General features: G+C 65.8%; 7 protein-coding genes. 3 read left to right on the top strand and 4 right to left on the bottom strand.

Going from position 1 to position 14,193, the window contains the following annotated elements; translation table 11 throughout:
• Positions 1-52: 52 nt before the first annotated feature.
• Positions 53-1,420 (top strand): formimidoylglutamate deiminase, encoded by a 1,368-nt coding sequence (locus BXU08_RS11485; protein WP_077510181.1) that lies wholly within the window; start codon positions 53-55, stop codon positions 1,418-1,420.
• Positions 1,417-2,133 carry a histidine utilization repressor gene (gene hutC / locus BXU08_RS11480; protein ID WP_077510180.1) on the top strand — a complete coding sequence of 239 codons (717 nt, stop codon included), beginning with the start codon at positions 1,417-1,419 and terminating at the stop codon, positions 2,131-2,133. Before BXU08_RS11485 ends, hutC begins: the two co-directional genes overlap by 4 nt.
• 71 nt (positions 2,134-2,204) lie before the next feature.
• On the opposite strand, the gene BXU08_RS11475 is transcribed toward hutC, so the two are convergent.
• The 3 genes from BXU08_RS11475 to BXU08_RS11465 form a co-directional block, all read right to left on the bottom strand.
• Positions 2,205-7,577, bottom strand: a complete 5,373-nt coding sequence (locus BXU08_RS11475; RefSeq protein WP_077510179.1) for an S-layer family protein — start codon at positions 7,575-7,577, stop codon at positions 2,205-2,207.
• A gap of 475 nt (positions 7,578-8,052) precedes the next feature.
• Entirely contained in the window at positions 8,053-9,372 is a 1,320-nt protein-coding gene (locus BXU08_RS11470; RefSeq protein WP_077510178.1) for a M20/M25/M40 family metallo-hydrolase, read from the bottom strand.
• Positions 9,372-12,200, bottom strand: coding sequence for a TonB-dependent siderophore receptor (locus BXU08_RS11465; RefSeq protein WP_077510177.1), 2,829 nt, complete (start codon positions 12,198-12,200; stop codon positions 9,372-9,374). The genes BXU08_RS11470 and BXU08_RS11465 overlap by 1 nt, the downstream gene beginning before the upstream one ends.
• A 105-nt stretch (positions 12,201-12,305) precedes the next feature.
• Here BXU08_RS11465 and BXU08_RS11460 point away from each other — a divergent pair, with 105 nt between their 5' ends.
• The gene (locus BXU08_RS11460) at positions 12,306-13,328 is read left to right on the top strand and encodes a cyanophycinase (RefSeq protein ID WP_150125516.1); all 1,023 of its coding nucleotides are present in this window, start codon (positions 12,306-12,308) and stop codon (positions 13,326-13,328) included.
• A 421-nt stretch (positions 13,329-13,749) separates the two neighbouring features.
• Here the strand turns inward: BXU08_RS11460 and BXU08_RS11455 are convergent, their stop codons facing one another.
• On the bottom strand, positions 13,750-13,956 hold the full coding sequence (locus BXU08_RS11455; RefSeq protein ID WP_077510175.1) for a cold-shock protein: 207 nt from the start codon (positions 13,954-13,956) through the stop codon (positions 13,750-13,752).
• Positions 13,957-14,193 lie beyond the last annotated feature (237 nt).

Raw genomic sequence — 14,193 nt, 5'->3', positions numbered from 1 at the left:
GGCAGATGAAATGTCTATACATTTATCGGCGACACGATGCGGAGAGGCGGCGATGCAATCCTGGTGGTTCGAAGCGGCGCTGCTCGCGGACGGATGGGCCGAACGCGTCCGAATGACGGAGGAGGGCGGCCGCATCGCGACACTCGCGACCGATGTCGCGGCGGAGCCCGGAGACGCGCGGCACGGCGTGGCGCTGCCGGGTATTGCCAATCTCCACAGTCACGCCTTCCAGCGCGGCATGGCGGGGATGGCCGAGCGGCGCGGACCCGATGCCGACAGCTTCTGGACATGGCGCGACGTGATGTACCGCTTCGCCAATGCGGTCGGGCCCGAGGAGATGGAGGCGATCGCGGCGCTGGCTTTCGTCGAGATGCTCGAAAGTGGCTTCGTGCAGGTCGGCGAGTTCCACTATGTCCATCACGATGTGGATGGCGCCGCCTTTGCCGATCCGGCGGAGATGGGCGGACGGCTCGCTGCCGCAGCGGCCGAGACCGGGATCGGGCTGACCCTGCTGCCGGTGCTGTACATGGCCTCGGGGTTCGGCGGCGGCGCGCCGGGACCGGGGCAGCGGCGCTTCGTCCATGATCCGGAGGGGTATGCCCGGCTGATCGAGGCGTCACGGCGCGCTGTGACGGGGCTGGACGGGGGGCGGGTCGGAGTGGCGCCGCACAGCCTGCGTGCGGTGCCGCCCGAGGGGCTTGCCGCGGTGGTCGAAATCGCCGGCGACGCGCCGATCCATATCCATGTCGCCGAGCAGATGGGGGAAGTCGAGGATTGCCTGCACCATACCGGGCAGCGTCCGGTCGAATGGCTGCTCGGTAATGCGCCGGTCGACGCGCGGTGGTGCCTTGTCCATGCGACTCACGTTACTGCGGCGGAACTGGCGGGTATTGCGCGGAGCGGGGCAGTAGCGGGGCTCTGCCCGATCACCGAAGCCAATCTGGGAGACGGCATCTTCCCTGCGGCGGATTTTCTCGCCGCGGGCGGACGCTTCGGCGTGGGATCGGATTCGAACGTGTTGATCGATCTGGCGCAGGAGCTGCGCAGCCTCGAATATTCGCAGCGACTGGCGCGGCAGGGGCGCAATCTGCTGTCGAGCGCCGAGACGCCTTCGACCGGGCGGACGTTGTTCGATGTCGCGGGGCGCGGCGGGGCGCAGGCATTGGGAATGGTGGAATATGGCCTGGCGCCGGGCGCGCGGGCCGACTTCCTGACGCTCGACTGCGCGCATCCGACCTTGGCCGGGCGGAGCGGCGACGCGTTGCTCGACGCGCTGGTATTCGCCGACAGCCGGGGCATGATCGACGGCGTGTGGCGCGGCGGACGGCAATGGGTGCGCGGCGGACGGCATGTCGCGCGCGAGGCGGTGGTGCGGCGCTATTCGGCGGCGCTCGCCCGGCTGCGGATCGACGCGCGATGACGGCGCGGCCACTGTATCAGGTCATCCGCAACGCGATCGAGGGGCGGATCATGTCGGGCGAATTACGCCCCGGTGATCGCATCCCGTTCGAGCATGAACTAATGGCCGAATACGACTGTTCGCGGATGACGGTAAACAAGGCGATTTCGGCGCTGGCGAGTGCCGGGCTGATCTCGCGCCAGCGGCGGCGCGGCTCGTTCGTGACGCAGCCGCGGATCCATATGGCGGCGCTGCAGATCCCCGACATCCGCGAGGAGATCGAGAAGCGTGGGCACATCTATGGCCTGCGGCTGGCGGCGCGCAGCGTGCGCGACGCCGCGGACGAGGACAGCGCGATGCTGCGGCTGCCGTCGCAGGGCGAACTGCTGGCGCTGCGGTGCGTCCACCTTGCGGACGCGCGGCCCTATGCCGTCGAGGCGCGGCTGATCAATCTCGCCGCAGTGCCCGAGGCGCGCGAAGTCGACTTCGCCGAGACACCGCCGGGCAGCTGGCTGCTCGCGCATGTGCCCTGGACCGAGGCCGAGCACCGCATCACCGCCTCGGTGCCCGGCGATGCCGCGGCGCTGCTCGGCCTGGCCGGTGACGAGCCCTGCCTCGTCCTCGAACGCTGGACGTGGCGCGACAAGGAACCGATAACCTATGTCCGCACCGTGTTCGATGGGGAGCGGTTCGACCTGACAGCGCATTTCGCAGCGCAGCGGTTCGGGGGATAGGCGCCCGCTGCCTGATTTTTATTGGTGGAGTGAGGGGCTGCCCGTCGATAGGGCGACCCCTCATCACAGTCCTATAGCGTCAGGCCGGTGTAATAGAGCGGCTCGGAGTGATGGCCGATATCGGTCCATTCGAATGGCGCCGCGGCCTCGACTGCGAACGTGTCGGCGGCGAATTCGGGCGCGCTCCGATCGAACGCGAGGAACGACAATTCCTCCACTGCGAACAGCATCATCGATGTCGGGTTGTCGGGCACCAGCGCAGTGCCGGCGCTCGGCGCGGTCGCCCCGCCGGTCTGGGTGACGACGATGTTCGCCGTGGTCGCCACAGGGGTGTTGCCGTTGGCGTTCCACGTCGCCACCGCGTCGTCGTCGAGACCGGGTCCGCCCTCGACAAAGCCCTGAAGGAAGATCCGCGGATCGGACGTCCCGTCCAGATCCGCGGTGCGCAGCCGTAGCAGATTGGTCGGGCCGCCGGCGAGGACGTCGTTGTTGATGATGTTGACGTAGAGCTGGCTGGTCTCGCCCGAAGCCGACGAGCCCGAGGTGATGTTGATGTCGGCAAGCGCGCTCGGGTTCGAATCGAGCGTGTTGTTGTCGAGCGTCAGGTCGAGCCGGGCATTGCCGATCCGCGCGAGCGCGTCGACCGCCGAGCTGCCATTGCCCACGCCCATCGTGACATCGTTGTCGCGTGCCTCGACGATCGCAGTGGTGCCGGTTTCCTGTGCGAGGATGCGAATGCCCGAACCGGTGCCGTTTGCGGTAATCGCATTGTCGTTGATCCGCCCCTCGAGATCGGCACCGCCGAAGGCCGTGACGTTGATCGTGTTGCCGCCGCGGCTCTGGACAGTGTTGCCGGTGACGTTGAAGGCGAATTGCGACGTGCCGTTGGCGTTGAGATCGATGCCGCTGCCGATATCGGCTTCGCTGTCGATCTGGTTATCGACGATATCGACGGTGACCACGCTGTCGTCGTTGCCGATGACCTGGATCGCCTGGGTCCGCAGCCGGACGAAATCGCTGTCGACGATGTCGATATTGGTAGTCGGTGCGCCCGCAGCGGTGCTGAAGCTGCGGAACTGGAAGCCGCCATCGCCATTGGGGTTGACCGGGCCGCCCGAGCCGGTCGTCTGGCTGTCACGGAAGACGACATTGTCGAGAACGAGGTTCAAATCGACATCGGTGTTGACGATGTCGAGCCCGTTGGTCTCGGCAAAGGCGATTTCGGTGTTCGAGATCGTGGAATCGCCCGAGAGGTTGACGAACTCGATCCCGCTTTCGTTGGCGCCATTGCCGGCCTGGGTGATCGAGCTCGCGTCCATCGTGAAATCGGCGACGTTGATCCCGACGATGCCGGTGTCGGCAGTGCCGCCGATCTGGACATTGCCAAGCGAGACGCCATCGACGCCGCTCAGATAGATCGCCGCGTTCGAATTGCTGATGTCGAGATCGGACGAACTGCCGTCGATCGTGTTGGCATTGGTCAGCGTGACGTTGTCGATGACAAGTTCGGCAGTGCCGATCGCCTCGATGCCGCGAATGCCGATATTCTGGATCGTGCCGCCCGATCCGTCGGTCGTGCCGATGCCGGTGATGTGCAACCCGCCGTCCGATCCGGTGCCGTTCAGGCGAATACCGTAACTGCCGCCATTCGCCGAGATGCTCTCGAACGTCAGGTCGGCGGCGCCGATCGCCGTGCCTACGACCGAGACCGCGACTCCGCCCGCGGCGGTGACGCTGTTGCCGGTGCCGGTAGCGGTGACGGTGCCGCCGCCGCTGGCGTTCAGGCCGGCACCGGTGGTGGTGGTGATGTCGAATCCGCCGCCCAGCGCGAGCGCGCCGGTGTTGCCGACGAAATTGACTGCAGTGGTGGTCGCCGTCGAGACCGTGCCCCCGCCGGCGAAGGTCGCCGTGACCGAGGCGCCGGTGATGTCGATGCCCCCGCCGCCGTGTGCGCCGGTGATCGACGTCGCACCGGTGACGGTGAAGCTGCCGCCAACGCCCGCCAGGTCGATCGCACCGCCGGTTGAGCCGAGCGTAGACGCGCTGTTGAGCGTGACGTCGAGCGTGCCGCCCTGATCCACGTCGATGATCTGGCCGATGCCCGACTTGCCGACGTCGCTGACGCTCAGGCTGCCGACGCTGCCGCCGCTGTCGGAAAGGCCCGCGCCGGTGGTGTCGCCGATGTCGAGCCCGGAGATATTGTTGTTCTGCGCGAGATCGATGCCGTTGTTGGTGCCGCCGGTGGTGACGATGGTCGGCCGGCCGGTGCCCTGCTCGATCGTCTCTGCGCCGATCACCAAGTCCTGCCCGCCACCGACCAGCGTCTGGCCGTCGAGCAGGTTGATGCCATCGGCCTCGGCATAGGTGCCGGTGCCCTCGCGCAGATAGACGGTGTCGCCGGCGCCGGGGCCCTCAGGCGTGCCCTGTGCGGCGTTGAACGACGCGAGCGAAGTGAACGGATCGGCCTGAGTGCCGAGATCGGCGCTGCCGACTGCGGCATTGTCGATGAACCAGACCGGCGCACCGACCGTGACGGTCACCGTCGCGGTATCGGTCTCACCGTCGGCATCGGTGACCGTGTAGGTGAAGCTGTCGCTGCCGCTGAAGCCGGCAGGCGGCGCATAGCTGAACGAGCCGTCGGGATTGACCGTGACCGTGCCGCCATTCGCCGAAGTCGCGTCGAAACCGGTGACCGAGGCCTGGCCGGGGCCGGTGCCGACTCCGCCATCATCGGTGTCGTTGGCGAGCACGCCGTCGTTCGCATCGACGGTGAGGGTGACGTTGCCGGTCACCGCATAGGCATCGTCGACCGCGTCGGGCGGCAAATTGTCGGCCTCGCCGGTGATGGTGACGGTGACGTCCTGCGTCGTGGTGCCGCCATGCCCGTCGTCGATCGTCACGGTGTAGGTCTGGGTGAGCGTCTCGCCTTCTTCGAGGAAGTCGATCGCGCTGTCGTCGACTGCGAAATCCCAGCCGACATTGTCGCCGGCCTGATTGACCGGATCCAGGCTGAACGTGCCGAGATAGCCCGGGCCCTGGGGCACGAAGCTGGCGCTGTGGGTGTCGCTGAGATCGAGATCGTCGAATGCGATCGTGCCGCTGTCCTGATGGGTGAAGGCGTTCTCGTTGGGATCGCCATTGGGCAGTTCGGTAACTGCGCCGGTGGCGTCGGTGCCGCCTGCGTCGATCGTCGGCGCGTCGTTGGTGCCGGTGACGGTGATTGCGATCGTTGAGGCGGAGGTGGCACCGTTCTGGTCGGCGATCGCATAGTTGACGGTGACTACGGTGCTCTCGCCGACCGCGAGATAATCGAAGTCGCTGCCGGGCGCGAACTGGACCTGGTTGGCGACTACCGATGCGCTGCCCTGACCCGCCGGGGCCGAGGCGCCGGTGACGGTGAGCACGGCGCCGTCATCGGCGTCGGTATCGTTGGCGAGGACGTTAAAGGCGACGCCGGCATTCTCGCCGGTCGTCGCGGCATCGGGATTGGCGACCGGACCGTCATTGGTGCCGGTGACCGTGATCACGATCGTCGAAGCAGCGGTGGCGCCGAACTGGTCGGTGATCGCATAGCTGACGGTAACCACCTGCGTGGCGCCGACCGCGAGGTGATCGAAGTCGCCGCCGGGCGAGAACTGAACCTGATTGCCGACCACCGATGCGGTGCCCTGACCCGAGGGTGCCGACGCACCGGTGACCGTGAGGACGGCGCCGTCGTCGGCATCGCTGTCATTGGCGAGGACGTTGACGAGGATCGTTGCATTCTCGGTGGTGACGGCGGTGTCGGGCGTCGCGACGGGGCCGTCGTTGGTGCCGGTGACCGTTATCGCGATCGTCGATGCGGCGGTGGCGCCGAACTGGTCGGTGATCGCGTAGCTGACGGTAACCACCTGCGTGGCGCCGACTGCGAGATGATCGAAGTCGCCGCCGGGTGCGAATTGGACCTGGTTGCCAACTACCGATGCGGTGCCCTGACCCGAGGGTGCCGACGCGCCGGTGACGGTGAGTACGGCGCCGTCGTCGGCGTCGGTGTCATTGGTCAGGACGTTGACGAGGATCGTCGCGTTCTCGGTGGTCGCGGCGGCGTCGGGATTGGCGACGGGGCCGTCGTTGGTGCCTGTGACAGTGATCGTCACGGTCGAGGCGCTGGCTGCGCCGAACTGGTCCTGGATCGTGTAGCTGACCGTGACTGCCTGGGTGGCACCGACGGCCAGATGATTGAAGTCCGCGCCGGGATTGAACTGGACCTGGTTGCTGACGACCGCCGCGCTGCCCTGGCCCGAAGGTGCCGAGGCGGTGGTGACGGTGAGTACCGCGCCATTATCGACGTCGGTATCATTGGCGAGGACATTGACGAGGATCGTCGCGTTCTCGGTGGTCGCCGCGCTGTTCGCATTGGCGACGGGCGCGTCGTTCAGGCCGGTGATCGTGAAAACGAGGCTGGCGGTATCCGAGGCGCTGCCGTCGGACACGGTATAGGTGAAGCTGTCCTGCGCGATCTGGCCCTGGGCAAGTGTCTGCGCGGTGCCGTTGAGCACATAGTTATAGGTGCCGTTGGCGTTGAGCGTCAGGGTACCGTAGGTGCCGTTGAACACGCCGGGCGCCGCCGTCAGCGTATCGCCGTCGAAGTCGAAATCGTTGGTGAGCACGCTTGCCGCGCCGCTGTTGTAGCTGCCGGCATCCTCGGTGAGCGCGACGGCATCGTTGTTCGCGATCGGCGCGTTGTTGCCGACGAGATTGATCGTGATGTCGGCGAATTGCAGCCGTTCGACCGAGAGCAGCAAATCGCTACCGTCGGCGCCCGAGCCGGGCCCACCGGAGCCGTTATGGATCACGCCGGTGATCGTGCCCAGGCGATAGAGCGTGTATTCGGACAAATTGCCCGAATACACGGCGGTATCGGTGCCCAGGCCGCCATCGATATAGTCGGTTCCGGCGCCGCCGGCCAGGTGGTCGTTGCCGGTGCCCCCGTACAATATGTCGCCGCCATTGCCGCCGTTTAGTGTGTCGTCGTCCTCGTCGCCCGAAAGCTGGTCGTTGCCGTCGCCGCCGTTGAGCACGTCATTGCCGGTGCCGCCCGAAAGCTCGTCGTCATCGACTCCTCCGTCCAGCGTATCGACGCCGCTGCCGCCGAACAGCCGATCGTTCCCCGAGCCGCCGGTGAGGGTGTCGTCGTTGGCATCGCCATAGAGTTCGTCGCTGCCCGATCCGCCGCTCAGCGTGTCGTTGCCGTTGCCGCCGGACAGTTCATCGTTGCCGTCCTCGCCGTACAGCGTGTCGTTGCCGTCATTGCCTTCGATATCGTCGTTGCCGGTGCCGCCATAGATCGTGTCGTTGCCGCCGCGGCCGAAGAGATCGTCATTCCCTCCGAAGCCGTAGATCGTGTCATTGCCGTTGGAGCCGTTGATGGTGTTGTTGCCATTATTGCCGGTGTAAGTGGGCACGTCGGTCTTCTCCTATTTTTCGCGGCGCACCGGCAGTCAATGCCGCGAACGGCATGGATTCATGACTGCGGCGCGCTTCGATCGTGTCGAGCGCTTCGCTGGATTTTAACAATGGCCCCAATCCCCGGTCGCAGCGCATCGTCCGAATTTTCGGAAGAAGCGTTGCCCCGCACGACTCGATTTCGATTCAGAGCAGACCCGTGCAAGGTTACTCTGCGATGACTTCGTGTCCATAGAAAATGATTTTGCCGAACAGGACGCGCGAAGCATTTGACTTCATGAGAGAAGGTCGGCGGCGGCATTCGATTGTGCGGCCGGCCGCTCGATTTCGCCGCGCGAAGCTGGTGCTGGTCGACCGGAAACAGCCCCGTGACGCGCTTCCCGGCTGCGGAGCGGGGAGGCTCACGGGACCACGATGCTTGCGGCATAGGATCGCCGCGCCTGACGTTGCCGGCGAGGCGCTGACGGGCCTACGTTAGCGCGCGGGTTGGGCGGCGAGGCGGCTCATCAGGATCGCCGCGCGCTTGGCCTGCCGGCGGATGCTGTCCAGGTCCACCGTCTCGCCGGGCGCATGATCGCCGGTGCTGAGCGTGCCCAGGCCCGCGAGGCTGTCGACGTCCGATGCGACGAACGAGATGTCGCCTGCGCCGCGGCGAAGCGGGTCGAGTGTCGCCATTTCGGGCAGGCCGAGGTCGCGATTGACGGCGTTGAGCGCCGCGAGCAGCGCCTTGTTGCCCTCGGTCGGCGCCATCGCCGGATAGCCTTCGCCGAAGACGATCTTCGCGTCGGTGCCGGGTGCGTGCGCGGCGACGATGCGCTCGATCTTGGCGCGGACGCGGCGGGTCTGGTCCTCGCTGAGCGTGCGGAAGTCGCCCAATGCGATCGCGGTGCCGGGAATGATGTTGGACTTGCCCAATGCTGTGGCACTGCCGCTGGGATCGATCGCGGCGCTGCCGCCGCCAGCGATCACCCCGGCGTTGAAGGTGAGGTTGGGCTCGGGGAGCTCCTTGCGGAAGGCGGCCAGGATGCGGACGAGCTCGTTGACCGCGCCGTCGCCCTGCTCGGCAGTGAAGATGCCCGAGGAATGTCCGGTCTTGCCGGTGGCGGTCAGCGTCCAGTCGGTGACCGAGCGGCGCGCGACCGATCCCATGTCCTTGCCGTCCTGCGTGACCAGTCCCTCGAAATCGAGCGCGACATCGGCGCGCTTGCCCGCGGCGATCAGGTCGGCGCGCGAAATGGTGAGCGGGCTGCCGGCATCCTCCTCGTCGCCGGTCAGCACGATTTCGATATTGGCACCGTCGAGCGTGCCCGCCGCCTTCATCGCATGGAGCGCCGCGAGGATCACCACCATGCCGCCCTTGTCGTCGCCGACGCCGGGCCCCTCGGCGAAATTGCCCTTACGGACGAACTTCTGGAACGGCGAGCTCGGCTCGAACACCGTGTCGAGATGGCCGATCAGTAGCAGGCGCTTGCGCCCGGGATTGCCGCGGCGAACCGCGATCAGATGCCCGGCGCGATTGACTTCGGCCATCGGCTTCCATGTGACTGCAAAGCCGAGCGCTTCCAGCTCGGTGCGCATCATCGCGCCGACCGCGGTGACGCCCGCGAGGTTGAGGCTGCCGCTATTCTGGTTGACCAGCCGGCCGAGCAGCGCCACCGATTGCTCGAACCGCGCATCGACGGTCTTCTCGATCGTCTTCTCGGCGCGCGACAGGCCGTCCGGTGCGCGTGCCGGGGCCGCCGCGGCGAGCAGCATCGTGGCCAATGCCGCCGCGGCGATCCCGGGACGGCGCATCACAGCGTCGCCCCTCCCATCTTGTAGGTCAGCTGGAGGTAGAAGCTGCGCCCGACTCCGTCGAACCACGACGTGTCGTAATAGGGATAGCCGCTATAGGTGCGGTCCTTGATCGGGTTCTGGTCGAACAAATTGTTGACCGTGCCGGAGAGGCGAAGACGATCGTTGAGGTCGTACTGGGCCGACAGATTGAACAGGTAGCTCGCCTTGATATAGGCGTCCTCGGCGTAATTGGGCAGCCGGCTCAGCCGCTGGCCGTTGAGCGTGGTGGAGAAGCGGCCCAGGTCCCAGGTCAGGCTCGCCGTCGCCTTGTCGCGCGGGATGTAGTAGCCGCTGTCGAACGCCAGCTTGTCGACCTGCGCATCGCCTGGATACTGGCGGATCGTGTGGTTGAGCACATAGGTGTAGCTTGCCGCGAGCGAGAACTGGCCGATGCCCGTGGGCACGCGGAGGTGCGCGGCGAAGTCGATGCCGTCGGTGGTCTCTTCGGCGATGTTGATCGGGTTGATCGAGACCGATTGAATCTCGCCATCGAGCGCACCGCCGTCATAGCGCTGGATGCGGGCGAGCGCATCGATGCAAGTCGGCGAGGCGGGATTGACTGCGCTGCCGCTGGCGGTGACGCCGAGCAGGCAGTCGGCCTCGTCACGGAGCACCGAGTCGATGCTCATGTTGAGCACCTGGTTCTTCATCTTCACGCGGAAATAGTCCGCCGAGAAGTCGATATTGCGGGTCGGCTGGAAGAACATGCCGGCGTTGATCGAGGTCGAGGTCTCGGGCCGCAGCCGGCGATTGCCGTTGTGGCGGGCGATGAAATCCATGTCGTCGAAGTCGCAGTCGCCGATCTCCTGGCCGTCCGCGCGGCAGAGATAATAATCGGTGCCGCCGGTGTGGGTGTTGCCGGGACCCTTGAACACATAATGGAGGTCAGGCGCACGGAAGCCGGTGCCATAGGCGCCGCGGATCAGCAGGCTCTTCATCGGGCGCAGCTCGGCGCCGAGATTGTAGGTGAACTTGCCGAAACCGTTGCCGGCGAAGCTGTAATGATCGTAGCGCCCCGCCCCACTCAGCTCGAGGAAGGTGAAGGCCGGCACGCGAAGCTCGCCGCCCGCGCCCCAATGCTGGCGGGTGCCTTTCCCGTCGGAATCGATCAGGCCGACGTAATATTGGCTCAGCGCGAGCGGATCGGGATTCATTTCATAACCCTGGTTGCCGACTTCGGCGACCGCGGCGAAGCCCACCGGTCCGGCGGGAAGCTGGAACAGGTTGGTGGTGTTGACCGTCGCCGAGACATTGTTGACCCAGGTCTTCGGGCGATAGGTCGATAGAGCGGTGATCGAAGCATACTCGGCCGGAGTCAGCGGCTTGTAGAGACGGGCGACGTCGGCGTTGAAGGCGGGGTAGCCATTCTCCTCGCCGATCTGCGATCCGAGGAAGAAGGCGTTGGCCTTGTCGATCACGACTTGGGGAAATTCGATCTTCGAACTGTATTCGGCGTGGTTGTACGCGACTTCGTAGCTCCAGGCGCCGCCCAGCTTGCCGCGGATACCCGGCGTGATGTTGTAGGTGAACGAGCGGTTGCGCGTCATTCCCTTGTCGAGTCCGCCCATCTCTTCGGGCGTGAACATACGATACCAATTGTCGAGCTGGTCGCCGCTATAGGTTAGGTCGGCGGGCATGTTCGGGTTGAAGAAGGTGCCTTCCTCATTGCCGTCGGGCGCGACGTAGAACCAGTCGAGCACGTCGCGGAACAGCTTGAGCTTCGAATAGCTTGCCTGAACGTCGATGAAGAGCTCGGCCTTGTCGCTCAGGGTATAGCCCATGGCGCCGTAGAGGCTGGCGGCGCGGCGGTCGCTGATCGTCGTCCCATAGCCGATCGCTTCGTTGCTGCCGCAATAGCGGCCGTCGACATATTCGTCGTTGGCGATGTCATAGCCATATTCCGGGCGGCGGGCGTGATAGGTGGTGCCGCCATTGAGTCCGGCGAGCGACGCGCAGACCGCCGCGCCGGGATCGAGGTAGTCATTATCCTCATCGGTGCGCAGGAAGTTGCGGCGTGCGATCGGATAGTCGGTGGTCGGGCTGTCCGCCGTCGAATCCTGGAGGCGCCGCTGGTACGCCCATAGCGGCCGCTGATCGATCAGCTCGATGCCGACGACGCCGTGGAATCCACCGGTCTCCCAGCCGGTGGTCAGGGACAGCCGCTGCGAGCTGCCGCCGCCATGTTCGGTAAAGCCGGCGCGGTAATCGATCCGCGTGCCGTCCGGCTTGGACTTGAGCTGGAAGTTGACCACGCCCGAAATCGCGTCGGAGCCGTAGATTGCCGAGGCGCTGCCGCTCAGTACCTGGACCTGCTCGATCAACCCGACCGGGATGTTCGAGATGTCGGTAAAGTTGCTGTTGCCGCCATAGGGCAGCGGGAAATCGGCGATGCGGCGGCCATTGACCAGCACCAGCGTGTGGTTCGGTCCGAGCCCGCGCAGATCGACCTGCTGCGCGCCGGGAGTAAAGTCGGCGCCAGAGAAGCTCTGCTGGCTCTGCGTCTCCCCGCCATTCTGCGTTATCGCGCGCAGCACATCGGGTACGCTCTGATAGCCGTTGCGCAGGATGTCGTCCGAGGTGATCGTCGTGACCGGCGCCGGGCCCTCGGCCTGGACCCGCGGGATGCGCGATCCGAGCACGACGATGTCGCCCTCGGCCGCGGGCTCGTCCTGCGTGGGGGAATCGATCAGTGCTTCGTCGCCGGCTGTCTGCGCGGCGGCAGGGCCGCCCCACAGGCACAAGGCCGTGCCCGCCAATGCCGACGCGATGATCCTCCGGTAACGCATGTACGATCCCCCTTTTGCTATTTGACATATTGATATCGCTGCGCTGCAAAATGGAATAATAAAAATGCGCGTTGTGCGGGTAATTCCAACGATTTGGAGGGTGCTATGGCCATGAAGCCACTGTTGAGGCCGCTGGCGGTGTTCCTGGCCCTGCTACTCGCGCTACCCGGCCATGCGCAGGCGCCTGTCGGCTATGCCTATTACGAAGTCGGTGACGTCGCGGCGAAGACGCCGAAGCCGACGGCGCAGGCACTGATGCTGATGGGCGGCGGCGAATGGGATCTGGGCGCGTTCCGCTGGTTCGCCGAGCGTGCCGGCAACGGCCATATCGTCGTGTTGCGCGCGTCGGGTGCCGGCGATGCGGGCGAAGAGATATTCCGCGACGTCGGCGGGGTGCTGTCGGTCCAGACGATCGTGTTCAGTGACCGCGCCGCGGCGAGCGATCCGCGCGTCCTCGACGTCCTGGCGCGTGCCGACGGGATCTTCCTCGCCGGTGGCGATCAGGCTAATTATGTTCGCTACTGGAAGGACACCCCGGTCGCCCGGCTGCTCGACGCGCATGTCGCCAAGGGGCGGCCGATCGCCGGGACCAGTGCCGGCCTCGCAATCCTGGGGGGCACTGCGTACGGCGCGATGGACGGCGGCAGCATCGATTCGCCGAGCGCGCTGGCCGATCCGGCCGGGCCGGGGGTGACGCTGGTGACCGGCTTCCTCAGCATGCCGCGCCTTGCCCATGTCGTAACCGACACGCATTTCAATGCGCGCGACCGGCTGGGGCGGCTGATCGCCTTCCTCGCCGCGGCGCGCCAGACGGATGCCGCGGTGATCGGGATCGGCGTGGACGAGCAAAGCGCACTGTGCGTCGAGGCGGACGGCACCGCGCGGCTGCGCACCCGCAATGGCGGGTTCGCCTGGCTGGTCCGCCCGCGCAACAAGCCTGTGATCGCACTCGGCACGCCGCTCGACTGGAGCGACGTCGAAGTCACCGGCATTGGGCCCGACAGTCGCTTCGACCTCGAGAGCCTGCGCGTCGGCGACCCGGTGTTTTCGGGCGTGGCGCGTGTGGTGGGCGGACGTCTGCTCGATGCGCCCAAGGCGCCGGGGGTGGTGACTGCTTCGCTGCGATAGTGCGTGCTGGTCCCACCCGGTCAGCGCGCGTTCGCCGAGTCGATGCCTTTAGCGCTTCGGGAAAATAGTAGCGGACGGGGACCGGCTGGTCGCTGGGGCACTCAGTCGTCTTGCCGGTCGCGACCGCCTCTTTCGGCAGCTCTCTGATTGGATCGCGCGCAGAGAATCCGGCTCGCCAGCCAGTCATCCCCATTCGTATCCGGCGGCGCAGGCGAAGATGGCATGCTCCGCGTGGCGACCCCAAGCATGTATTTTCCAACAGGCACTCCGCCCGCATCGGCCTGGTTGCCGGGCGACGCGTTAAACGGGGCCGCGGCGTAAAAGGGGAATGCCATCGCCCGCCATCATCGCGAGGATCATTCTCGCAGGACTGTCGCCGACTGCGGGGCGGATCGTATCGATCCGCCCCGCGGCAAATGGTTCAGACGCTCTGGAGATTCACGGCGGAGGCTTTGCCGCGCTGGTCGTTCTCGATGTCGTACGACACGCGCTGATCGGTCTGTAGCGTCGTCATTCCGGCGCGCTCGACGGCGCTGATATGAACGAAGCTGTCATTTCCGCCGTCCTCGGGCGCAATGAACCCATAGCCCTTGTCGATATTGAAGAATTTGACTTTGCCGATCGGCATGATGAATTCCTTTCACGGAACATGGAATGTCCGAACGCATGCGCGTGCGGAGCCAGAAGCGAGAAAAGGAAGAATCTGCCCGGAAGCATCAAGTTCCGTCGCAAGCGACGATAGCACCCCGCTATGGCGCAAGCTGCTTCGACTATCAATGCGGACTGCGCCGGGGAACTTATGGATGGCCTAGGGGCGAGGTCTGCCTGAGCGGTAGGCGACGCATCCTTGGAATGTTGAATGGGA

It is taken from the genome of Sphingomonas sp. LM7 (assembly GCF_002002925.1).
Lineage (GTDB): Bacteria > Pseudomonadota > Alphaproteobacteria > Sphingomonadales > Sphingomonadaceae > Sphingomonas.
The sequence above is the reverse complement of the archived record's forward strand: the minus strand, read 5'-3'. Positions and strand labels throughout refer to the sequence as shown.

Excerpts from the sequence above, each read along its gene's own strand:
- BXU08_RS11470 (WP_077510178.1), bottom strand. The coding sequence starts at position 9,372 with ATGCGCCGTCCCGGGATCGCCGCGGCGGCATTGGCCACGATGCTGCTC.
- BXU08_RS11460 (WP_150125516.1), top strand. The coding sequence starts at position 12,306 with ATGGCCATGAAGCCACTGTTGAGGCCGCTGGCGGTGTTCCTGGCCCTG.
- BXU08_RS11455 (WP_077510175.1), bottom strand. The coding sequence starts at position 13,956 with ATGCCGATCGGCAAAGTCAAATTCTTCAATATCGACAAGGGCTATGGG.
- BXU08_RS11465 (WP_077510177.1), bottom strand. The coding sequence starts at position 12,200 with ATGCGTTACCGGAGGATCATCGCGTCGGCATTGGCGGGCACGGCCTTG.
- hutC (WP_077510180.1), top strand. The coding sequence starts at position 1,417 with ATGACGGCGCGGCCACTGTATCAGGTCATCCGCAACGCGATCGAGGGG.
- BXU08_RS11485 (WP_077510181.1), top strand. The coding sequence starts at position 53 with ATGCAATCCTGGTGGTTCGAAGCGGCGCTGCTCGCGGACGGATGGGCC.